The following is a 21,412-nucleotide window of genomic DNA, read 5'->3' on the forward strand; positions in this document are numbered from 1 at the left end:
TCCCCATCAAGCCTTGATCCCCGTTAGCGCGATGCCTTCAATGAAGAAGCGCTGCGCGAACGCGAACAGCACGAGCGTCGGAATGAGCGCGACAACCGCGCCGGCCATGACCAGCGTCCACTCCGTCCCGTAGTACGAGGAGAACGAAGCCAGCTCAAGCTGCAGCGTATAGCGCTCCGGCGAGTTCAGATAGATGAGCGGTCCGAGATAATCGTTGTAGCCCGCGTTGAACGACAGAATGCCCTGCGTGATGAGCGCCGGTTTCGTCAGGGGAACGATGATGCGCAGGAAAATGCCGGGCGGGCTCATCCCGTCGATTTTCGCCGCGTCCTCCAGTTCGTCCGGCAGTGTCTTGATGAACTGCCTCAGGAAGAAAATGACCATCGGCGCGCCGAACATGCCGGGAATGATGAGCGGCTTCCAGCTGTCCGTCCAGCCAAACGTCTTGAACATGATGAACGCCGGAATCATCATGACCGCGCCCGGCACGACCATCGTGCCGATGAGCAGCATGAACAGCTTGTCGCGCCCGGGAAAGCGAAGCTTCGCGAAGGCGTAAGCCGACATCGCGCAGACGAACAGGCCGATGATCAGCGTCGGGACGACGACGATCATCGTGTTGAAGAAGCCACGGATCAGGTGCGCCTCCTCGAAAATGATGCGGTAATTCTCCCAGGCCAGCCGCGAACCGATCCACTCCGGCGGGTAGGCGTACAGTTCGCCGTCCGGTTTCAGCGATGTCGCGAGCATCCACAGGAACGGAACCGCCATGATGACGCCGCCGAGGCCGAGCAGCATGTAGGCTGCCAGATCGGCCAGCCGCTTTGCGGCCCCGCGCTTCCGTCTGCCCGCCGCAATCACAGCCATCGCCCATCCCTCCTCAGTTGTAATGGACCCATCGTTTCGAGAACACGAAATTGATCACGATGATCAGCATGATGATGATGCCGAGGATCCAGGCGAGAGCGGAAGCATACCCCATCTCGCTGTACTGGAACGCGACGGTGTACAGATAGTACACGATCGTCGTCGTCGAATAGTTCGGCCCGCCGCCGGTCAGAAGCTGGAACCGTGGGAAGTCCTGCAGCGCGCCGATGAGCGACGTAATCAGAATGAAGAACGTGACCGGAGAGATGCCGGGGACCGTGATGTGGATGAACTTCTGCCAGCCGTTCGCGCCGTCGACCGTCGCCGCTTCATACAGCGAAGTCGGCACGTTGCCGAGCGCCGCCAGGTACAGAATGATGCTGACGCCGAGGCCGCCCCATACCCCCTGGATAATCATGGCCGGCATTGCCCACGTCTGGTCGATCAACCAGGCCGGCGCATCGATGCCGATGACGCCGAGGTAGTAGTTGAGCAGGCCGAAATCCGCGTTGAAAATCCACCGCCACACCATCGCCAGCGCCACAACCGAACAGATCGTCGGCAGAAAGAACAACATGCGGAAGAAATGGCGCCCGCGCAGCTTCCGGTCCAGCAGCAGCGCCGCGAACAGGGCGGCGATCATGCCGAGCGGCACGCCGAGCGCGGCGTAGAACGTGTTCCAGAGCGTCTTCCAGACGAGCGGGTCGTCCGCAAGCGCCCGCTTGTAATTGTCCAGGCCGATGAATTCCGCGGGCTGTCCGAAGTTGAAGTTCGTCAAACTCATATACAGCGAGTTCAGCAGCGGATACAGCAGGAAGACGAAGACGCCGATGAACGGCGGTGCGATGAACAGATAGCCCCAGCGCATCTCGCTGCGGTACAGCGAGCGCCGCTTCCGTTTTGCCGGCCGCGTCTTCACAGTGGCTGAAGTCTGCGCTTCCATCCGGATGGTTCCCTCCGTTTCCGTGCGGTGTTGTGTGCGGCGCGGAATGCCTCCTCGCCCGCGCCGCGGGCGTCTGCGTTTACTCGAACAGCTCCGGATTGCCTTCCTTCAGCGCCTTCTCGACTTCCGGCTTGATCCGGGTGAAGAACTCGGCCGCCGTCTCCTTGCCGCTCCAGAATTCGCCGAGATACTGGTTGAGCGTGTCCAGCCACTTGCCATTCGGCAGATACGTCCACGGACCCGGCTGCTGGGCTTCGCCCGCCTTGACGAACACCTCGGGATGCGCCGGCTTCTGCCCGGGCTGCGTGTACACTTCATCGTCGGCCATCGACTTGAAGTTCGGAATCTGGAAGCCGAGTTCGGTCATCTTCGTCTGGCCTTCGATGCCGGTGAAAAATTCAACCAGCTTGAACGCTTCGTCCGGATATTTCGTCTTCGCGTTGACGCCGAGACCGACCGATCCGGACCAGCCGCTGAGCCAGGTGCCGTTGTTCGAAGGAATCGGCGCGACATCCCAGTCGAATTTCAGCTTGCGGTAAGTCGGCACCATCCATCGGCCGCCCGTGATCGTCGCCAGCCTGCCGGCCTCGAACATCTGGCCGTCGTTCATCGACTGCAGCGCCCGGGAGTCGGGCACGACCTTGTGCACATGCGTCAGATCATAGATGAACTGCATCGCTTCGGCGGCAGCCGGCTCGTTCAGCGTGAATGTCTTCCGGTCTTCGCTCAGAATCGTGCCGCCGTTCGACCAGACGAACCCTTCCCACCAGATCGGGCCGGCGCCGTAGATGTCGATCTTCCCGTCGCCGTTCTCGTCCACGGTCAGCATTTTCCACATCTCGAGCGCCTCGTCCCAGGTCATCGGCTGATCCGGGCTCGGGTGCGGCACGCCCAGCTTGTCGAAAATCTCCTTGTTGTAGTACATGACCGTCGGTCCGATGTCCTTTGGCAGCGCGTAGTAGGCGCCGGTGCCCGTCTTCTTGCCGTCGTAGCGGTAGCGGTTCAGCCCCTGCTCCCACATATCGTTCAGGTCGAGCTTCGTGCTCGCCATCACGTAGTCGGTGATGTCCAGGAACGCGCCCTGCTTCACCCAGCGCGGAAAATCGCCGTCGCTCGTGAAGATGACGTCGGGCGCGCTGTTCCCCGCGATCATCGTGTTCATCTTCGTCGTATAGTCGTTCGGGATATGGATGAACTTGACCTTGATGTCCGGGTACGCTTTCTCGAATTCCTTGAGCACCGCCTCGAACACCGCGCGCTCATCCGGCGCGCCCCAGGACGAGATCGAAATCTCGACCTTGCCGCCGGACGCCCCGCTTCCGCCGCCGTCAGAACCGTCCGTGCCGGCATTCGCGCTGCCACCGCCATTGGCGCCGCTGCCGCCCGAACTGCCGTTTCCTCCTCCGCTGCTGCCGCCGCACGCCGTCACGACCAGACAGACGGCAAGCATCAGCACGAACAACCATTTTGACCTCATGTCGGAAAACAACCTCCTTGAGCCTGCATGATTTCGGATAAAGACGCCCCCATAATAGCGCTTACATTTTCGGCAAACGATTACCGCCTGACCATGCTGCAGACACCCCCGGCCGGTCTCACCCCCTGCGGACAACGCCCGTCGATCCTGGCATACCGCCGTCTGACCGGCGAATAGTTCACATTGATGTTAAATATTTCGCTTTTAATTGATTTACTTAGGATGATAACGGGGAGGTTTGCGATTGTCAATTGGTTTTTATAAAACATTTTATATTTTTATAAAATTATTCTCCTGTAAGAACAAAAATTCGACCGCATTCGCATCCACTTGCCAGAGCTGAACACGGTACGGTATAGTTAATACAAAACTGAAATATTGGATGAGATCGCATGGAAACCATCGTATCGGAAAGCAATCTCCCCCTGTTTGAAGCACTGGCCAGCAACGTCCGGATCAAGATCATCGAATTGCTCGCGCAGGAGCCGATGATCATGAAGGATCTGGCGTCGGCGCTCGGCCTCAGCAACTCCATCATTACGATGCATGTGAAGAAGCTCGAACGCGCCAATCTTGTGCGCACCGAGATGATTCCCGGCAAGGGCGCATCCCAGAAGCTGTGCACGCTGGTCGCCGACCGGATCGAGCTCGTGTTCCCGAGCAAGGGCCGCATCCCGCGCAACTTCCACATCGTCAACATCCCGATCGGCCACTACACCGACTTCGATGTCAAGCCGACCTGCGGCCTGGCGACGAAGTATCAGATCATCGGCGACGGCTTCGACGATCCGCGGTATTTTCTCCACCCCGAACGGGTCGACGCGAAGATTCTCTGGTTCTCGAAGGGCTACATCACATACAAGATTCCAAACTACCTGAAGCCGGAAGAGGAGCCGGAGGAACTGGAGATCACGATGGAGATCGCGTCGGAGGCGCCGCTGTCGAACATCCATTGGCCGTCCGACATTTCGTTCGAGTTCAACGGGCGTCCGATCGGCAAATGGACGAGCCCCGGCGACTTCGGCGGCACCCGGGGCAAATACACGCCCGAGTGGTGGAACATCGAGATGAACCAGTACGGCATCCTCGTCCATATCCGGGTCAACGGCGACGGCACGTTCATCGAAGGGACGAAGGTGTCCGACTACACGATCCATGATGTCGACATCCGCCGGATGCAGTGGGACCTGAAGCTGGAAGTGAAGGAAGACGCGAAGCATATCGGCGGCCTGACGATCTACGGCGCCGGATTCGGCAACTACTATCAGGACATTGTCTGCAAACTGACCTATGTGGAACCGAAGAAGGAATAAGCGGCGCGCGGGCGTTCCTGCACATAAAAGGCCGAACAGGAGCTTTCATCCTGTTCGGCCTTCATCGTCTGTCGTCTCCATCCTCAATATCCGGGTCGCTTCTCCCATGGTTCCAGCGTGCCGACCACATGGCGGCGCCGATTGTTCTGGATACATTCAATTACTCCGTTGCTGATTTCGTCATGGGTCAGCCAACGGGACCGGCCTCCCTCGATGACAAACCCCAACTGAACCTGATGGCAGGCGCATTCGGGCGGCACCGCAATTTTCCGGAGCATCTCGTCCAGATTGGAGCTGCTGCCCAGGACGTGGTACAGCTCCCAGCCGAAATCCGCTCCGCCCGCGAGCCGGATGGCCTCGGCCGTCTGTCCGATCACGCGCTCCTCGTCGTGATGAATCCACGCGACGACGAGATCGGCGGGCCCCCATTTCCGCATCATATCGTTCAACGTCTCGGCAAACTCCGCGGCGCGCGAATAATCCGCCGAAACGCCATGCAGATTCGGATGCTGATCGCTGAGCCGCTTCAGCTTTTGCGGATTCCGGCCGATCACCGTCACCTCGCGGCCCTGTCGGGCCAGCCACAGACTTGCGCCGGCCAGCATGCCGGAACCCCCGATGACAAGCGCATGACGCATTCCGATCATACCTCCTTTCCGTTTCCTCCCCGATCCGCTCGATCAATGGGCAACAATGACGCCAGTGAAATTATGGGACAACTTTAAATATTATTAAGCATTAATTCTAAACAATGGACAACCACATCAAAATAAGGTACATTCACGCAAACGGCGGCCATTTTATTCCCTTTGCGCGCCCGTATAATGAAGATAACCGTACATTTGCCATGCGAAAGGGGGCCAAACGGTGCGAATCGACGCCCATCAGCATTACTGGAAGATCGAGCGGGGCGACTACGGCTGGATTACGCCCGAGTACCCCGTCCTGTACCGGGATTTTCTGCCGGCCGACCTGTCCCCGCATTTGAAAGCGCATCAACTGGACGGCACCATTCTGGTGCAAGCCGCTCCGACGATCGAGGAAACCGAGTTCATCCTGTCCCTGGCCGATGCGGACGCCACGATTCTCGGCGTGGTCGGGTGGCTGGACCTGTTCGATCCGGCCCACCGCGGGCATTACGAGCGGTTCCGCCGGCATCCGAAGTTCGTCGGCTTCCGCATCATGATCCAGGATATGCCGGACGCAAGCCGGATTCTCGAGCCCGCGTTCGTCGAGGCGCTCCGAGGCTATGCGGACGAAGGCACGACCGTCGATCTGCTCGTGAAGAGCAGCCAGCTGGAACCGCTGGTCAAGCTGCTGGAGCAGGTTCCCCATCTGCGCGGTGTTATCGATCACATCGCGAAACCACGCATCCGGGACCGAGAGATCGAACCGTGGCTCACCCATATGCGGGTCCTCGCCGGCTATCCCAATCTGTACTGCAAGCTGTCCGGCATGGTGACGGAAGCGGACCATCACAACTGGAAACCGGAGGACTTCAAGGTTTATGTCCGCCGCGTGCTCGACCTGTTCGGCCCGGATCGCGTGCTGTTCGGCAGCGACTGGCCGGTATGCCTGCTGGCGGCCGAATACGACCAAGTGATGGACGTGCTGCTCCAGGCGCTGCCGGACAACTGGGGCGAGCGCGAGCGGGCCGCATTGTTCGGCCTGAACGCCCGGAACGTGTACCGAATTTGAATCCAAGGAAGGTGCGACACCCCGATGCGATACCGGAAACTCGGCAATACCGGCCTCGATGTCTCGGTCTTGAGCTTCGGCGCATCCTCGCTCGGTTCCGTGTTCCGCGAGGCGGACGAAAGCGAGAGCATCCGTACGGTGCATGCCGCGATTGACGCCGGCATCAACTACATCGACGTCTCCCCGTATTACGGGCTGACCCGCGCGGAGACGGTGCTCGGCAAGGCAATCCGCGACATCCCGCGCGACAAGTTCCTGCTGTCCACCAAGGCGGGGCGCTACGGCGTGGATGCGTTCGATTTTTCCGCCAGGCGGATTCAGTCGAGCCTCGAAGAAAGTCTGACCCGGCTCCATACCGATTATGTCGATCTTTTTTTCCTGCATGACATCGAGTTCGTGCCGGCGGATATCGTGCTGGAAGAAGCCGTGCCGGCCGCGATGCGCCTGAAGGAGCAGGGCAAAATCCGGTTTTGGGGCATTTCCGGCCTTCCGCTGCAGCTGTTCGAGAAAATGCTCCCGCAGATCGACGCGGACGTCATCCTCTCCTACTGCCACTACTCGCTGAACGACACGGCGCTGCTCGATCTGCTGCCGATGCTGGAAGCGCGCGGCATCGGCCTCGTCAACGCGTCGCCCTTGTCCATGGGATTGCTCAGCCTGCGCGGCACGCCCGACTGGCACCCGGCTTCCCCGGAGCTGAAAGCCGCCTGCAGGAAGGCCGCCGAATTTTGCGCCGCCAGGGGAACCGACATCGCCAAGCTGGCCATCCAGTTCTCGACGGGGAACGAACGGATTCCGACGACGTTGGTCAGCACGGCGAACCCGGACAATATCGCGCGCAACGCCCGATGGACCCTCGAGCCGATCGACGAGGAACTGCTCCGGGAAGTGCTTGAATTGCTTGCGCCCGTCCATAACGTCACCTGGGTCAGCGGGCGGCCGGAGTACAACGAGAACATCCGGGTGTAACGTTGCGCAGGGAGGTTTATTTTGCGTATGAGAGGCATTGTATGCGAGGAAATCGGCGTCTTCCGGCTGCGGGACGATCTGCCCGAGCCCGCGGCCGATCCGGGCGAGGCCGTCGTCCGGATCCGCCGGGTCGGCATCTGCGGAACGGACATGCACGCCTTCAAGGGCAACCAGCCCTACTTCACCTATCCCCGCATTCTCGGCCATGAGCTGGCGGGAACCATTGAATGGATCGGCGGGAATGAGGCGGGGCTCAAGGAAGGCGACCAGGTCGCCATCATGCCGTATCTGCACTGCGGGACGTGCATCGCCTGCCGGAGGGGCCGGACGAACTGCTGCGCGGGTCTCCGGGTGCTCGGCGTTCACACCGACGGCGGCATGCGCGAACGCATCACCGTGCCGGTCACCCATCTGATCAAGACCGACGGGCTCACGCTCGATCAGACCGCCGTACTGGAACCGCTGGCCATCGGAGCCCATGCGGTGCGACGCTCGGGCGCAGGCAGCGGCGAGACGGCGCTCGTGATCGGCGCCGGACCGATCGGGCTCGGCGCGGCCGCCTTCGCGAGGCTCGCCGGCGCGCGGGTGATCGTCATGGACGTGAACGATGACCGGCTTGCTTTCGCCCGATCCTGGGCGGACGCGGATCAAGTCGTGAACGCTCTGGATCATCCGATGAAACGGATCGCGGAGCTGACGGACGGCGATCTCCCGACCATCGTCCTCGATGCAACCGGCAACGCCAGGTCGATGATGGATGCCCTCGGCTATCTCGCCCACGGCGGAACGTTGGTCTATGTCGGACTGGTCAAAAACGACATCGCGTTCCCGCACCCGGATTTCCACAAGCGCGAGACTACCCTGATGGGCAGCCGCAACGCCACGCGCGAAGATTTCGAACATGTGCTTGGTGCCGTCCGACGCGGCGCGATCGACGCGAACCGGTACATTACGCATCGCGCGCCGTTCGACGCGATGATCGACGCCTTCGACGAGTGGCTTCGGCCGGAGAGCGGGGTCATCAAGGCGATGGTGGAGTGGTCTTGATATGGTAACAATGGAGAAACCAAAGTGTCATCAGGAAATCAAGAAAAAAGAGGGAGCCTCTTGGCTCACCTCTTTCGATTTGACGAATTGTAATATGAAGTGCGACAGATAAAAATAAAGGAGCCCATGGATGGATTCGTGTAAAATGGAAGTCACCACAACACCCATTCGTACAGGAGGATCCATTCATGAGCTACTCCCATCTTAGCATAATTGAGCGCGGACAAATAGAGGCTTTGCATCGACTCGGCTGGTCGACGAGGAAGATCGGCAAACAGCTTGGACGCCACCACTCCACGATCGCCCGTGAACTTGGCAGAGGGCAAGTGAATGCGTGCTATGAAGCCGCGTCCGCACAAGACGCCTATCAAGAGCGACGAGCTTCATGTGTACCCGCTGGCAAGTTCACACCCGAGCTGGCTGCGGAACTGCAAGAGAAGCTGGAGCAGACCTGGTCACCCGAGCAGATCGCAGAGAGGCGACGATGTGAAGGACAGGCGTTCGTATGCTTCAAGACGATCTACCGCTGGCTATATGATGGCAAGCTGACCGTATGTGAAAACAAGGTGCTTCGTCACAAGGGAAAGCGACGCAAACCCATCGAGACACGAGGGCGTTTCACCGTCGGCACCCCTATCCGTCAGCGCCCGAAAGAAGTACGCAAGTGTTCAACTTTCGGCCATTGGGAACTGGACACCATCGTTTCGAGCCGAGGGAAGAGCAAGGCGTGTGTGGCGACTTTTATCGAACGCAAAACCCGGCTCTACTTTGCGGTGAAAATGCCGGACCGCACAGCTCATTCCATGGAGATCGCCTTTGGCGTGGCGGCAAGCCAGTATCCGAAAGGGACCTTCAAGACGGCAACAACCGATCGCGGCAAAGAATTTGCTTGTTATACCGAACTTGAACATACGCATGCCATCAAGGTCTACTTCGCAGATCCCTGCTCATCATGGCAACGTGGTTCCAATGAGAATGCCAATGGCCTGTTGCGAGAGTTCTTTCCTAAAGGACACGATTTCGCCATTGTTACAGACGAGGAGCTTGCGAGGGCTGTTCGCCTCATCAACAACCGCCCTCGAAAATGCCTGAACTGGAAATCTGCTTACGAAGCATTCATGGATGAACTGTCGCATTTAGCTTGACAATCCGTCATTTGAATAAATGAAGTTCTTGGATGCAATTTTGAATTGTATCTTCCCTACAATCGTATCCTCGTTTTTTACTATGCCAATGGTGCAGTAGTATTGGCTCCTCGGTTCACTCGCAAGAGACAGCAAGTACGGAATGGACATCTGGGAATAGATGTACTTCCCTTCCACCTCGCGATCGATGTTCAAATTCATGATGTATACACATTCGTGATAAATAAAGAAGTACATGGAGACGGTATCTCCGAACTTGACCATTCTCTTGTCGAAATAAATCACGATGAATTCATCCGTCGAATCAAAATACAGCGTACGGTCAACGGGATTCAATGAATCGTCGACTGCTTTGCACAATCCGATGAGATCGAGAGAGGCCTCTGTAAATTGAATATCATCCATCTCAATAGATTACAGAGAACCAGGTTTTCGGGTCTTGCAGCTTGTTCAGGGTATTGGCTACGGTTTGCTTGACGGGCTGCACCACGTTTTTGTCAATCCTTCTTCCGATTTCGGAAAGATTTACTTCCACATTGACTTCTCCGCCTGCCACCAAATAGGCGCCTACGCCGAATTCAATTTTGATATCGACTTTATTGTTGGTCGATCCAACTCCGTACGTGCGGTCGCCTGCGGCAACTCCCGCAAATCCTGGACTGCTCGTTTTTCCGTTCGCTTCCTTTGTTCTTTCAGCCTCAACGGCAATTTGGAGTTTGTTTGTAACGCTGACATTGGCGCCCGCATACAAATTTTGTGTAGGTTTACCGCTCGTTGAAACGGAGTTGTACGACTTTGCAGATATCTCGGCTTTGACGCCTGCTACGGATACTTTGGCCCCTAAACCGGTTCCGGTATTGACCGTGACAGTGGCAATGCTCGTACTTTTCTGGGAGTAGGTAACGTTGCCCTTCTTGTTCTCGTTGACAGATTTGGCTTGTGTTTTTGCGGTCGTGCTGGTAGATTTGGTAGAGGATACGGACGGCATAGCAAATACTTCCATTTACTGATATTTCAATATTCTTGATTCGACACGAATATTACTATATTAATTCTATTTTTGTAAAGTATTGAATTATTTCTTATTAATTGCTATAATTATATTTAATTCTGATCTTACGAGAGGATAGTCGAGGTTTGCGTCATGCTCAAACGACTTGTTGCTTACTTTATCGATCACACACTAGTCTGCCTGATGTTTGGACCCGTGCTCGCGTTGTGGTTGATCCTGAATCCGGACGTCAACTTCGAAACAGCGCAGTCCGTCATGTATTTGGCCATGATCCCGGCGATTGCCTTATTGCTGCTTCGGGATTGCTTGAACGGCCGCAGTCCGGGCAAACGGCTGCTGAAACTGCGGGTAGTTGACGCGGATCGCGGAACAATGCCCGAACAACGCCGGCTGATCTTGCGGAACGTGACCCTTCTGATCTTGCCAGTTGACTTGTTGGTGTTCCTGATTTCCAGGGGGCGGAGGATCGGGGATTTCCTCTCGGGGACGCAAGTGGTGGACGCATGACGGAAGAAAAAAGTGCCTTTTCGAAAGCCCAATTGATCTTCAGGTTTCGCTCGTTCAAACTCCCCCTCGCCGTCTTCTCGCTTGGCATCATCGGTTCGGCGGCTGCATTCGTGTTTGATGCGAACCTGTTTCTCAAAGTGCTGTGCATCGCGATATGCCTGGTTTCCGGCGTGCCTCCGGCCATCTGGTACCGGCTGGACGACACCAGCGTGAAACAGTATTTTTTGAATATTCGAGTCCGCAAAATTATTCTTGCGGACATTCGCGAAATCGAGCTTGTCGAGAAGCGAACCCTGATCACGATCGAGTTGACGAAGGACACGCCCGAGTTGGAATGCTATGTTTATCTGAAGAACGGCTCCCGTGTCCCGTGCGGCACAAATTACTGGATCAACACCGATCGCAAGCCGCTGACCGACATCCTGATGTCCAGAGTCAAGGTGCCGAAAGATTACATCACCGTCTATAAAGGACCGAATCTCACAACCGGCGTTTGAACATCCGACATGCAAAAGGGAGGCGCATGCCTCCCTCTTCCCGTTATTCCAGCGTAAAGGATGCCAATTGCGCGTTGCCCTCGCCTCTGTACGTGAAATACAGCGCGTGGACGCCGTCCGGAATCGCGATGTCTGCCGCGTATTCCTTCCATACGTTCGTGAAGTTTACGGGAATCGAGCCGAGCGCCGGGCCGTCCCACGACGTCTTCACCTCGAAGGCGCCTTTCGCGTAGCCGCGCACCTTGATTTTGACCCTCTTCACGCCGCGGCAGTCGAAATATTTGAAGCCGGCCGTCGCCGTATCCCGCATGTTCGCGATGTAGCCGGGCTCCTCGTCCCCGTCCTTGCCGTCCTGGGTAATCTTCGGGAACCGGCCGTCCATCCAGGCGCCGTAGGTGCCGATGTACAGCTCCTCATCCTTGCAGAACAGATTGCAGGCGATATAGGCCGGATATTCGCCGCGCCCGGCGAGCGGTCCGCCGTTCAGGCCGCAGGACGTCATCTCCGCCTGCACGATGCTGCCGTCCTCACGGAATCGGATCGGCTCCGCGCAGCCTTGCCGGGAGTAATGGTGGCCGTTCGTCTGCCGGTGATAGAAGATGTACCACTGATCCCCGATCTCCACGATGCTGCCGTGGTTGTTCCCGCCGTAGTACATCGGCTTGTCCGCCGGCTTGTAGACATCGATGTGCAGGTCCGCGTTGCTGACGATGACCCCGCCATACTTGAAGCCTTTCGTCGGGTCCTTGCTCGTCGCGTAGCACAATTCATGCATGACGATCGACGAATAGATCAGATAGTACGTATCCCCGCGCTTGCGGATGGACGGCGCCTCGAAGTATTCATGCCCCTCGAACCCGGTGCCCCGGCTGTAAGGCTCGCTCGGCAGCACGAAGACCGGTTCCTCGATGATCGTCAGCATGTCCGGCCCGAGCACGGTGGCCATGCAGCCGCTCCGCGACTTGTCCCCTCTCGGGCAGAAACCGGTATACAGATAGGTCCGGTCCCCTTCCGTCAGGACGCCGGGGTCGAACTGGTGCTGATCGCCTTCCCGCTCCCCGAGCCGCGTGCCGTCCGGATACCGGACATAGCCGTAGAACTCGAACTTGCCGGCCGGCGTGTCGGACACCGCGACCGAGACGACGGAGACTTTGTCCAACACATAGAACAGATAGTACCGCCCGTCCGGCCCCCGGGTCACATCCGGCGCGTACAGGCACATGCTGCCGTCCGGATTGAGCGGGTCGTCCGTCTTCTTGTAAATGACCCCTTCATACCGCCAATCCCCCAGATTGTCCACGGGCGCCGACCAGCAGACGTAATCGTTCAGGCAGAAAACATGGCCGTTGAACCGGTCATGCGAGCCGTAGACGTACACACGGCCATCGAACACATACGGTTCGCCGTCGGGTATGTACTCCCAGGACGGCAGATACGGGTTGAACGCTTGTTTCTTCATGCCATCATCCCCTTTTATTTATTTGGCCTTCAGGCAATATCTGAGCCCTGCCTGCGCTTCGAACGACATCACATCCGCATATCGCGCGTCCCGCCGGACCGCAACCTCGCGATCGCCCAGCCGGACCTCCACATCGCGGGAAACCCGGAACGTGCAGGTGCCGTCGCACCGGGGCGTGATCCATGCTTCGACCAGAACGCCTTCCGCCCACCTGATGTCAACCTCGTATCCCCCGCGCGTGCGCAGCCCCGCAACTTCCCCCGCGGGCCAAGCTTTCGGCAGCGCCGGAAGCAGGTGGATGACGCCGTCGTGGCTCTGCAGCAGCATCTCGGCGATGCCGGCCGTGCCGCCGAAGTTGCCGTCGATCTGGAACGGCGGATGGTTGTCCAGCAGATTCGGCAAGGTCGATTTGCACAGCAGGGCGACGAGATTCTCATGCGCCAGCTCGCCGTCCTCCAGCCGCGCCCAGAAATTGATGATCCACGCCCGGCTCCAGCCGGTGTGCCCGCCGCCGTGCGACAGCCTGCGCTCCAGCGTGCGGCGCGCGGCCTGCGCAAGCTCCGGCGTCCGCCGCGGCGTAATCTGATCGCCCGGGTGCAGGGCGAACAGGTGCGAGATGTGGCGATGCCCCGGCTCCGCTTCATCGTAGTCTTCGTACCATTCCTGGATCGTGCCGAGCTTGCCGATTTTCTCCTTCGGAAGCCGCTTGAGCACGAGCTCCGCTTCGCGGATGAACGCCTCGTCGGAGGCCTTGCCCGTCCGGTCCGACAGTACCCGCTCCGCCTCTACACAAGCGCTCAGCAGCGCGCGGATGATCTGCGTATCCATCGTCGGGCCGGCGCACAGCACGCCCGTCTCCCCGTTCGGCAGCACGTAGCTGTTCTCCGGCGATACCGATGGACAGGTGACAAGCTCGCCGCTCGGCCCTTCCACCAGGTAATCCATCACGAACCGTGCCGCTTCCTTCATCGTCTCCAACGACCGCTCAAGGAACGGCAGATCCTGCGTGAACCGGTAATGCTCCCACAGATGCAGGCAGAGCCAGGCCGCGCCGAGCGGCCAGTACGATGCGGGAATATAGGTGTCCTGCGGCGCCGTGTCCGCCCAGATATCGGTGTTGTGGTGCGCGGCGAACCCCCGGCAGCCGTACATGACCCGCGCCGTCCTGCGGCCGGGTTCCCTGAGCCGCTCGATCAGGTCGAACAGCGGTTCATGGCATTCGGGCAAGGCGCAGCTTTCCGCGGGCCAGTAGTTCATCTGCGCATTGATGTTGATCGTGTACTTGCTGTCCCACGGCGGCAGGAAGTGGTCGTTCCAGATGCCCTGCAGATTGGCGGGCAGCGATCCCGGACGGCTGGAGGCGATGAGCAGATACCGTCCATATTGAAAATACAACGCCGCAAGCGCCGGATCCTCTTCTCCCTTGCGCAGACGTTCCAGCCGCTCCGGAACGGGAAGTACGCTCCGCTCCTCATCTCCGCCCAAAGCGAGTGACACCCGGCCGAACAGTTCCCGATAGTCCCGCACATGCCGCGCATACCGCTCGTCATCCGGCGCCGCGCATACGGTCCGGGCATGCGCCAGACAATGCGCGAGCGGCTCCTTCTCGCGGAAGCTGGTCGCCGCCGAGATGACCAGCGTCACGCTGTCCGCATGCTCAACCACGAGATGTTCGCCGATTGCGTCCAGACTGCCGCCCTCGGTCCTCGCCGTCACCGCCGCCGCGAAGGAAACGCCCTCCGCTCCGCCGCTCGCGCCCGTCATGTAGATCGCGTCCGTCCCGCTGCGGCCCGTCGCATCGACGTAACGCCATCTCGCCCTCTCCAGCCGCGCCGTGAGCGAGATCTGCCCCGGCCGGTCGGCGGTCGCGCGGACGATGATCGCCTGATCCGGACAGCTTGCATAATACTCCCGCCGATGCCGCACGCCGCGGTGCAGAAATTCAACCGACGCGACGGCCCGCTCCAGATCCAGGCTTCGCTGATATTGCTCGACCGCATCCGGATCGATCCCTTCGAAATGGAGCAGCAACTGCCCGAGCGGTTCGTAATGCCGCTGCGTCTCGGGAATGCCCGACAGGCCCGTCACCGCCAGCCGCTCCGCCTCCCGCGGCTTTCCTTCGAAAATCAACCGGCGAATTTCGGGCAGCACCTTCGCCGCATCCGGATTGTTGCGGTCCCGCGGACCGCCGTACCAGAGCGAATCTTCGTTGAGCTGCAGCCGCTCGCTCACCGGATGGCCGAAGACCATCGCGCCCATGCGGCCGTTGCCGATCGGCAGCGCTTCATTCCACTCGGCGGCCGGCCGGTCGTACTTCATCACCAAACGGCTCATGCTCCATCACCTTTCGCATCCGATTCCCGATAAGCCCCCGGCGTGCAGCCGACGAGCTTCTTGAACACTTTCATGAAATGCTGCGGATTCTCGAATCCCACCTGATTGCCGATCACCTGAACGGGCAGGCCGCCGTCTTTCTTCAGCAGCTCCTTCGCTTTCTCGATCCGGTAATGGTGCAAATACTGCACGAACGACACGCCCGTCTCCTTCTTGAACAACTGGCTGATATAGTTGGGATGCAGTCCCGTCAGCTCGGAACACTGGTCCAGGGACAGGTCCCGGTGATAATGCTGATCGATATGCCGCAAAATTTTCTCCACATGGAAGCTGTACTGCGAATCGGACCGCGCATGCTTCGCGCCGTCCTGCTCCTCTTCCAATATCGTTTTAGCTACAGTGCGCAGCAGGTCCAGCAATTCCATCTTGTTGATCGGTTTCAGCAGATAATCGATGACCTGGTGGCGGAGGGCCTGCCTGGCGTATTCGAATTCGTCATGGCCCGTCAGGATGATGAAGCGGCCGCACGCTCCGCGCTCCTTCACTTCCTGAATCAATTCCAGACCGTTCATCTCCGGCATGTGAATGTCGGTCATGATCAGATCGGGCGCGAAATCCTCCATGACAGACAAGGCTTCACAGGCATCCAGGGCGCTTTCGATCCGGGTGAACGGCGTCTTCCCTTCCCTTATGATCTTGACGATGCCGTGCAGAATCACCATCTCGTCATCCACGATCAGCAGGTTCAACATGTCCATTCATCCCTTTTTTGTTCAAATAAAGCCTGAAATCCGTCCCTTCGCCGGGCTTGCTGTCCACTTCCAGACGGGAATCTTCTCCGTAGTACGTCTTGATGCGCTCGCTGACGTTGTAAATGCCGAGGCCGCTGTCCTGGGTCGAAAATTCCTTGATATCCAGCCGATTGTTCAGCAGCCTCCGGATTTCCTCCAGCCGCTGCTCCGGCATGCCCGCGCCGTTGTCCGAGATCTCGACCCGCACGCGGTTGTCGTCATCCGTGATGCGGATCGCGATGGCCCCCTTCCGCCGGATCGTCGACAGTCCGTGCACGATGCAATTTTCAACCAGCGGCTGCAAAATAAACTGCGGGCACGGGATCTGGCGGATGTCGGCCTCGACCGAGATGCTGTACGTGAGCCGGCTGCCAAGGCGGGTTTTCTGGATTTTCATGTAGTTCTCGATATTCCGGACCTCATCGCTCAGCCTGAACTGCTCGTGGTCGCTCGACAGGCTGTAGCGCATGAACTGTCCGAAGGAATAAGCGAGTTCCGCCACTTCGCGGTCGTCGTTCGCCTCGGCCAGCATGCGGATCGTTTCCAGCGTGTTGTACAGGAAATGCGGTTTGACCTGCGCCTGCAGCGCCTTGTAGGCGCTTTCCTTTCGAAGCAGCTCCGAGCGCTGCACTTTGTTGACCAGCTCATCGATCCGCTGCAGCATCGAGTTATACGTGTAGGTCAGATAGCCGATCTCGTCCTGGTCGTCCCGATGGTCGAGCGTCTTGAAGTTGTTCTCGCCGACCTGGCGCATATGTCTGGCCAATCGCGACAGTCTTTTCGTCACCGACACCGCCAGCATGTAGTAAATCCCCGACAGGAGCAGCAGCAGCCCGGCGATCATCAGGAACAGCCAGACTCTCTGCCTGGCCGTGCTGGCGAACACATCCTCTGTTTTGCTGACGACGGCCGCTCTGAGCCCCAGCTCCTCGATCGTCAGGTGGTTGACGAGCAGCGACTTGCGGTCGAGGAAGAAATACGCGAACGGCCGCTCGAGCATCTTTCCGATCATGTCTTCCCTCGCGCCGGGCGGGCTGGACTTCAAATCCCCGGTCAGCAGGTAAACGTCCGAGCGCCCTTCATTGCTCAGCGTATTGGCGAAGCTGTACAGCAGTTTCGGATCGACCTCGACGGAGAAGACGCCGACATGTTTGGAGAACCGCTCGGCGTACATGTTCTGGTAATAGGCCAGCTTCCATTCGCCCGATTCGGACAATTCGCAGAACCAGAGGCCTTTGCCCGGAGGGAGCCGGCGCAGCTCTTCCCGGACGTTCGATGGAAGGGCTTCCATATCGATGATGTGTTCCGGAGCGGTGAATACCCGCTCGCTTGCCTTGTAGATCCGGATATCCCGGATATGGTCATTGCCGTACAGCATGCCCGACAGCAGGGGCTTGATGTACTTCTGGTACGAGTAGACGTATTCCCAGTTGTACCGGTACGCGCCGTTCAGATAGTCGATGACGTTGGAGTTGTGCTGGAACAACCCGTAATTGGACGAGATCTGCAGCAGATCGATCCTCAGGTTGGCGTACGACTGTTCAATGATTTGCTGCTTGCCGCCCGCATATTCTTCGATCATGCTCTGGTACATCAGATGATTATGGTAGAAACCGAAGGTGATGACCGGGACAAAGATGATGACGAAATAGCCCAGCACCATTTTCCTGACAATGCTCATTCTGGAGAACAAACGTTTCATCACCTTCACGTCCCTCGGGCAGCAACGGTCTATGTCTATACGACTACTTTAATCCCTTCGCAGTTGCGCAACAAGTGGAAAAAAGGGGTCTGGGAAGGACCCCTTTGTACGCCTGCTCCGGATTATTGATTGAACAGCTCCTGCATCTTCTTGTATTCCGCCGTCGCCCAGCTTTCCAGTTTGCTGAGCCCGATGTCTTCCGCGAGCTGGAGCATCTTCTGATACGCCTGTTCCGCAGCTTCCTCCGATTCGGCCAGATAGATGCGGACTTCCTCCGTTTTCACCATTTCCTTGATCTTGTCGAAAATGATTTTCTCGTCGGTGCCGTCCTGCAGCTTCACCATGCCGATTGCGGGATTGTGGTCCGTAATTTCCTTGATCTCCTGCAGCGCCTTCGTCGTCTGCGTGCCCGGCACGTATCCGCGCAGCCCTTCCACGATCGCGTCCGAATACAGGTACCACCATTTCAGGCCTTCCGAATTGACGTAGTCGGCGTCGTTCACATCGTAATGGAAGACCGGGTAGCCGTCCGGATGCCACTCCCAATGCTTGCCCTCGATGCCGAACATGACCAGCTCCAGGCCTTCCTTGCTTGCCAGGAACTTGATGAACTCGATCGATTTCTGCGGGTTCTTGTTGTTCTTCGTGATATAGACCCCGGAGAAGCCGGTGCCGGTGCTCAGGTTGTACGCTTCATCCGTGAGCGCCGACGGAATCATCGTGAACTGATAATTGTTGCCCTGGTTCTTCACCTTGGCGTTGTCCGCTTCCGCGACGCTGACCGTATGGCTGTGGGCGAACGCTCTGCCGGTGACCGCGTATTCGTCGTCGATCTGGTCGTTGCTGTACGTAAAGTTCTCGGCCAAAATATAACCGTTCCGGTACAGGCTGTTCATGAACTTGTAGAACTTGAGCGCGTTCGGATGCGAGATGACGTGCTTCAGCTCACCGTTTTCTGGTCATGCCAGGAGCTGTGCGGCGGGATGCCGAACTGCATTTTGAAATATTGCGGAATCCATTCGATGTCCATCGTCATCGGCACCATGTCCGGATGCTTCTGCTTCACCTGCTCCAGGACGGACACGAAATCATCCAGCGTTTCGATCTTCGCGCCGAGCTCGTCCAGAATATCCTGTCTCACCGCGATGCCGGGGTTGCCGTCGTTGCCCAGCGCATACGGATTGCTCGCCCATTCTTCCGGGGTGGCGTAGGCGTTGAGCACCGTGTAAACATTGCCGTCCTGCGCCGTGTTCACCGCCAGCCGGACCGGATCGATCTCGAAGTCCGGCGCATACTTCTCGATCAGTTCATTCCAGGGGTACGATATGTCCGGATTTTCCAGCCTCGGTTCCCGAACCGTGAAGATCAGGTCGGGCAGGTCGCCGGATGCGATCATGAGCGGCAGCTGTTCCGAATCGGCGGCGACCGTGACGTTCAGCTTGACGCCCGTCCGCTTCGTGATTTCTTCCGCGATCGATCCCGTCCAGGACCGAACCGGGTACCAGGAGTGGTTGATGAACAAGTCCAGCTCCACGATTTCATCCTGCGATCCGGAGTCGGAGGCCGATCCGTTCTGGCCCGTCTGCCCCCCGGAATTGGAGCCGGATTTCGCGTTGCCTCCTCCGCCGCATCCGGCCAGCAAGGCCAGGATGAGCGTCAGAATGAACAACGAACCCCATGTCTTTTTCATTCGCGAGCCCTCCATTGTCTGTGAGTTTATCTTATTAAAGCTTGCGCTTTAATAACAAATGGGGAGTTATTCCTTGACCGAGCCGAGCATGATGCCCGCCACGAAGTACTTCTGCAGGAACGGATACACGCAGATGATCGGAGCGATCGACACGATCATCGCGGTCACCTGCAGCGAGTAGCTGGTGACCGATGACGCGCCGGCGGCGGCCTCGATCGCCTCCTGCGGCACCCGGCTCTGGTTGATGATCTCGATCAGCCGGTAGGACAGCGTCCGCAGATACTCTGCCCGGACGAAGTAGGCGGAATCCAGCCATGAATTCCAATGCCCGACTCCGACGAACAAAGCCATCGTGGCGATGAGCGGCTTGGAGATCGGCAGAATGATCCGATAGAAAATCTTCAGCTCGCTCGCGCCGTCCATCCACGCCGATTCCTTCAGATCATTCGGAATCTCCCGGAAGAACGAGATCGCGATCAGCAGGAAGAACGTGTTCAGCATCCCCGGGATGATGTAAGTGGCGAACGAATTGAGCAGCCCCAGGGAGCGCAGCACAACGTAGTACGGAATCAGGCCGCCCGAGAAATACATGGCGAAGATGACCAGGGAAAAGTAAACCTTGCTGAACACCAGCCCTTTGTGCGACAGGCCGTACGCCACCAGACAGGTGAACAGCACGCCCGTGACGGCGCCGGCGACCGTCCGCGCGATGCTCATGAACAGCGCGGACAGCCATTTCGAATCGTTGAAGAACGTCTTGTAGTTCTCCAGCGTGAAATCCGAAGGCCAGAAGTATGCTCCTCCCAGGAGCGCGTCCGTGCCCGAGTTGAAAGATGTGACAAGCAGATAATAGAACGGATAGGCGGTGACGAAGAAAATGAGTGACAGCAGCAAATAGTTGACGCCGTCAAATATTCGGTCTTCCAAGCGCCCTTTCATGATGACCCTCCTGACGGTATTAGAACAAGCTGGTTCCGGACACCTTCCTCGCGATCGCGTTGCTGGTGAAGATCAGGATGACGGAGATGACCGATTGAACCAGATCGATGGCCGCGGCATACGAATATCGGCCCTGGGCCAGCCCGACTTTGAAGGCGTAGGTCTGCACAATCTCCGAGGTGTCGTTGTTGCCGGCATTGCCCATCAGGAAGGCCTGGTCGAAGTTGGAACCGACGAGCCCGCCTCCGAGAATGCTTCCGATCGTCAGAATGAGCACCACGACCACCGTTCCCCGGATGCCCGGCAGCGTAATATGCCAGATCCGGGCCAGCCTTCCGGCTCCGTCGATCTGGGCCGCCTCGTAGAGCGTCGGATTGATGCCGGCGATGGCCGCCAGGAAAATGATGGCCCACCATCCGGCTTCCTTCCACATCGCGCTGCCGACGGCCAGTCCCCAGAAATAGTTCGGGCTCGTCAGGATCGGCAGCGGTTTGTCGATCCATCCCCAGTCCAGGAGCAATTGATTGATCAACCCGACGTTGCTGGAGAAGAAAGTGAACGACAGCCCGAGCACGACCACCCAGGAGATGAAGTGAGGCAGGTAGCTGGCGGTCTGCACCACCCTTTTGAACGCCATGTTCTTCGCTTCGTTCAGCATGATGGCGAACAGGATGGGGATCGGGAACGTGAAGATGACCTTCAGAAAGCTGAGCACCAGCGTGTTTCGCACGATGTCGTAAAATTTGTAGTCGTTGTAGAACTCGATGAAATATTTGAATCCGGCCCAGCTGCTGGTGAAAATCCCCTTGATGCCCTGCACGATGGTGTAATTTTTGAAGGCCATCAGAATGCCGAACATCGGCGTATAGGCGAAGACCAGCAAATACAGGATGCCGATCCAGACGAAGAGATGCAGGGTTCGCTGCCGTTTGAAACGCTTCCAAACAAGCGATGACCGAATCGGTTTGGCATCGGTTGTATTCGTGTCGGCGGTCATGGCGCAAACACTCCTTTCACTTTTC

General features: G+C 58.2%; 20 protein-coding genes. 7 read left to right on the top strand and 13 right to left on the bottom strand.

Features of this window, described 5'->3' with window-relative positions:
* Window positions 1-6: 6 nt before the first annotated feature.
* The 3 genes from THECO_RS15595 to THECO_RS15605 form a co-directional block, all read right to left on the bottom strand.
* Window positions 7-867, bottom strand: a complete 861-nt coding sequence (locus THECO_RS15595; RefSeq protein WP_015255996.1) for a carbohydrate ABC transporter permease — start codon at window positions 865-867, stop codon at window positions 7-9.
* Window positions 868-880: 13 nt separating this feature from the next.
* Window positions 881-1,810, bottom strand: a complete 930-nt coding sequence (locus THECO_RS15600) for a carbohydrate ABC transporter permease (RefSeq protein WP_015255997.1) — start codon at window positions 1,808-1,810, stop codon at window positions 881-883.
* A 79-nt stretch (window positions 1,811-1,889) separates the two neighbouring features.
* The gene (locus tag THECO_RS15605; protein WP_015255998.1) at window positions 1,890-3,287 is read right to left on the bottom strand and encodes an ABC transporter substrate-binding protein; all 1,398 of its coding nucleotides are present in this window, start codon (window positions 3,285-3,287) and stop codon (window positions 1,890-1,892) included.
* A 392-nt stretch (window positions 3,288-3,679) separates the two neighbouring features.
* On the opposite strand from THECO_RS15605, the gene THECO_RS15610 reads away from it, so the two are divergent.
* Window positions 3,680-4,600 carry an ArsR/SmtB family transcription factor gene (locus tag THECO_RS15610; RefSeq protein ID WP_015255999.1) on the top strand — a complete coding sequence of 307 codons (921 nt, stop codon included), beginning with the start codon at window positions 3,680-3,682 and terminating at the stop codon, window positions 4,598-4,600.
* Window positions 4,601-4,683: 83 nt separating this feature from the next.
* Here the strand turns inward: THECO_RS15610 and THECO_RS15615 are convergent, their stop codons facing one another.
* On the bottom strand, window positions 4,684-5,238 hold the full coding sequence (locus THECO_RS15615) for a Rossmann-fold NAD(P)-binding domain-containing protein (RefSeq protein WP_015256000.1): 555 nt from the start codon (window positions 5,236-5,238) through the stop codon (window positions 4,684-4,686).
* 229 nt (window positions 5,239-5,467) lie between these two features.
* Here THECO_RS15615 and THECO_RS15620 point away from each other — a divergent pair, with 229 nt between their 5' ends.
* The 4 genes from THECO_RS15620 (at window position 5,468) to THECO_RS15635 (ending at window position 9,459) form a co-directional block, all read left to right on the top strand.
* Window positions 5,468-6,298 carry an amidohydrolase family protein gene (locus THECO_RS15620; RefSeq protein ID WP_015256001.1) on the top strand — a complete coding sequence of 277 codons (831 nt, stop codon included), beginning with the start codon at window positions 5,468-5,470 and terminating at the stop codon, window positions 6,296-6,298.
* 24 nt (window positions 6,299-6,322) lie between these two features.
* A complete protein-coding gene (locus tag THECO_RS15625; protein ID WP_015256002.1) occupies window positions 6,323-7,267 on the top strand; it encodes an aldo/keto reductase in 945 nt (314 codons plus the stop codon).
* Window positions 7,268-7,294: 27 nt separating this feature from the next.
* Window positions 7,295-8,314: a zinc-binding alcohol dehydrogenase family protein gene (locus tag THECO_RS15630; RefSeq protein ID WP_015256003.1), complete on the top strand. Its 1,020-nt coding sequence runs from the start codon at window positions 7,295-7,297 to the stop codon at window positions 8,312-8,314.
* Between the two features lie 188 nt (window positions 8,315-8,502).
* Window positions 8,503-9,459 carry an IS30 family transposase gene (locus tag THECO_RS15635; RefSeq protein ID WP_015256004.1) on the top strand — a complete coding sequence of 319 codons (957 nt, stop codon included), beginning with the start codon at window positions 8,503-8,505 and terminating at the stop codon, window positions 9,457-9,459.
* Between the two features lie 406 nt (window positions 9,460-9,865).
* On the opposite strand, the gene THECO_RS15645 is transcribed toward THECO_RS15635, so the two are convergent.
* On the bottom strand, window positions 9,866-10,462 hold the full coding sequence (locus tag THECO_RS15645) for a hypothetical protein (protein WP_157373592.1): 597 nt from the start codon (window positions 10,460-10,462) through the stop codon (window positions 9,866-9,868).
* 141 nt (window positions 10,463-10,603) lie between these two features.
* Here THECO_RS15645 and THECO_RS15650 point away from each other — a divergent pair, with 141 nt between their 5' ends.
* A complete protein-coding gene (locus THECO_RS15650; protein WP_015256007.1) occupies window positions 10,604-10,978 on the top strand; it encodes an RDD family protein in 375 nt (124 codons plus the stop codon).
* Entirely contained in the window at window positions 10,975-11,475 is a 501-nt protein-coding gene (locus THECO_RS15655; RefSeq protein ID WP_015256008.1) for a hypothetical protein, read from the top strand. The genes THECO_RS15650 and THECO_RS15655 overlap by 4 nt, the downstream gene beginning before the upstream one ends.
* A 43-nt stretch (window positions 11,476-11,518) precedes the next feature.
* On the opposite strand, the gene THECO_RS15660 is transcribed toward THECO_RS15655, so the two are convergent.
* From THECO_RS15660 to THECO_RS15690, 8 genes are all read right to left on the bottom strand, one after another.
* The gene (locus tag THECO_RS15660; protein WP_015256009.1) at window positions 11,519-12,934 is read right to left on the bottom strand and encodes a family 43 glycosylhydrolase; all 1,416 of its coding nucleotides are present in this window, start codon (window positions 12,932-12,934) and stop codon (window positions 11,519-11,521) included.
* Window positions 12,935-12,952: 18 nt separating this feature from the next.
* Window positions 12,953-15,268 (bottom strand): glycoside hydrolase family 95 protein, encoded by a 2,316-nt coding sequence (locus THECO_RS15665; protein WP_041853947.1) that lies wholly within the window; start codon window positions 15,266-15,268, stop codon window positions 12,953-12,955.
* Entirely contained in the window at window positions 15,265-16,020 is a 756-nt protein-coding gene (locus tag THECO_RS15670) for a response regulator transcription factor (protein ID WP_015256011.1), read from the bottom strand. The genes THECO_RS15665 and THECO_RS15670 overlap by 4 nt, the downstream gene beginning before the upstream one ends.
* Window positions 15,995-17,761, bottom strand: coding sequence for a sensor histidine kinase (locus tag THECO_RS15675; RefSeq protein WP_157373732.1), 1,767 nt, complete (start codon window positions 17,759-17,761; stop codon window positions 15,995-15,997). Before THECO_RS15675 ends, THECO_RS15670 begins: the two co-directional genes overlap by 26 nt.
* 122 nt (window positions 17,762-17,883) lie before the next feature.
* Window positions 17,884-18,627, bottom strand: a complete 744-nt coding sequence (locus tag THECO_RS22390; protein WP_232427698.1) for a hypothetical protein — start codon at window positions 18,625-18,627, stop codon at window positions 17,884-17,886.
* A gap of 74 nt (window positions 18,628-18,701) precedes the next feature.
* The gene (locus THECO_RS22395; protein WP_232427699.1) at window positions 18,702-19,451 is read right to left on the bottom strand and encodes a type 2 periplasmic-binding domain-containing protein; all 750 of its coding nucleotides are present in this window, start codon (window positions 19,449-19,451) and stop codon (window positions 18,702-18,704) included.
* 66 nt (window positions 19,452-19,517) lie between these two features.
* Window positions 19,518-20,390, bottom strand: a complete 873-nt coding sequence (locus THECO_RS15685; protein WP_015256014.1) for a carbohydrate ABC transporter permease — start codon at window positions 20,388-20,390, stop codon at window positions 19,518-19,520.
* Between the two features lie 19 nt (window positions 20,391-20,409).
* Window positions 20,410-21,387 carry an ABC transporter permease gene (locus THECO_RS15690; RefSeq protein WP_015256015.1) on the bottom strand — a complete coding sequence of 326 codons (978 nt, stop codon included), beginning with the start codon at window positions 21,385-21,387 and terminating at the stop codon, window positions 20,410-20,412.
* Between the last annotated feature and the right edge of the window lie 25 nt (window positions 21,388-21,412).

It is taken from the genome of Thermobacillus composti KWC4, from assembly GCF_000227705.2.
In the GTDB taxonomy this organism is placed as follows: domain Bacteria; phylum Bacillota; class Bacilli; order Paenibacillales; family Paenibacillaceae; genus Thermobacillus; species Thermobacillus xylanilyticus.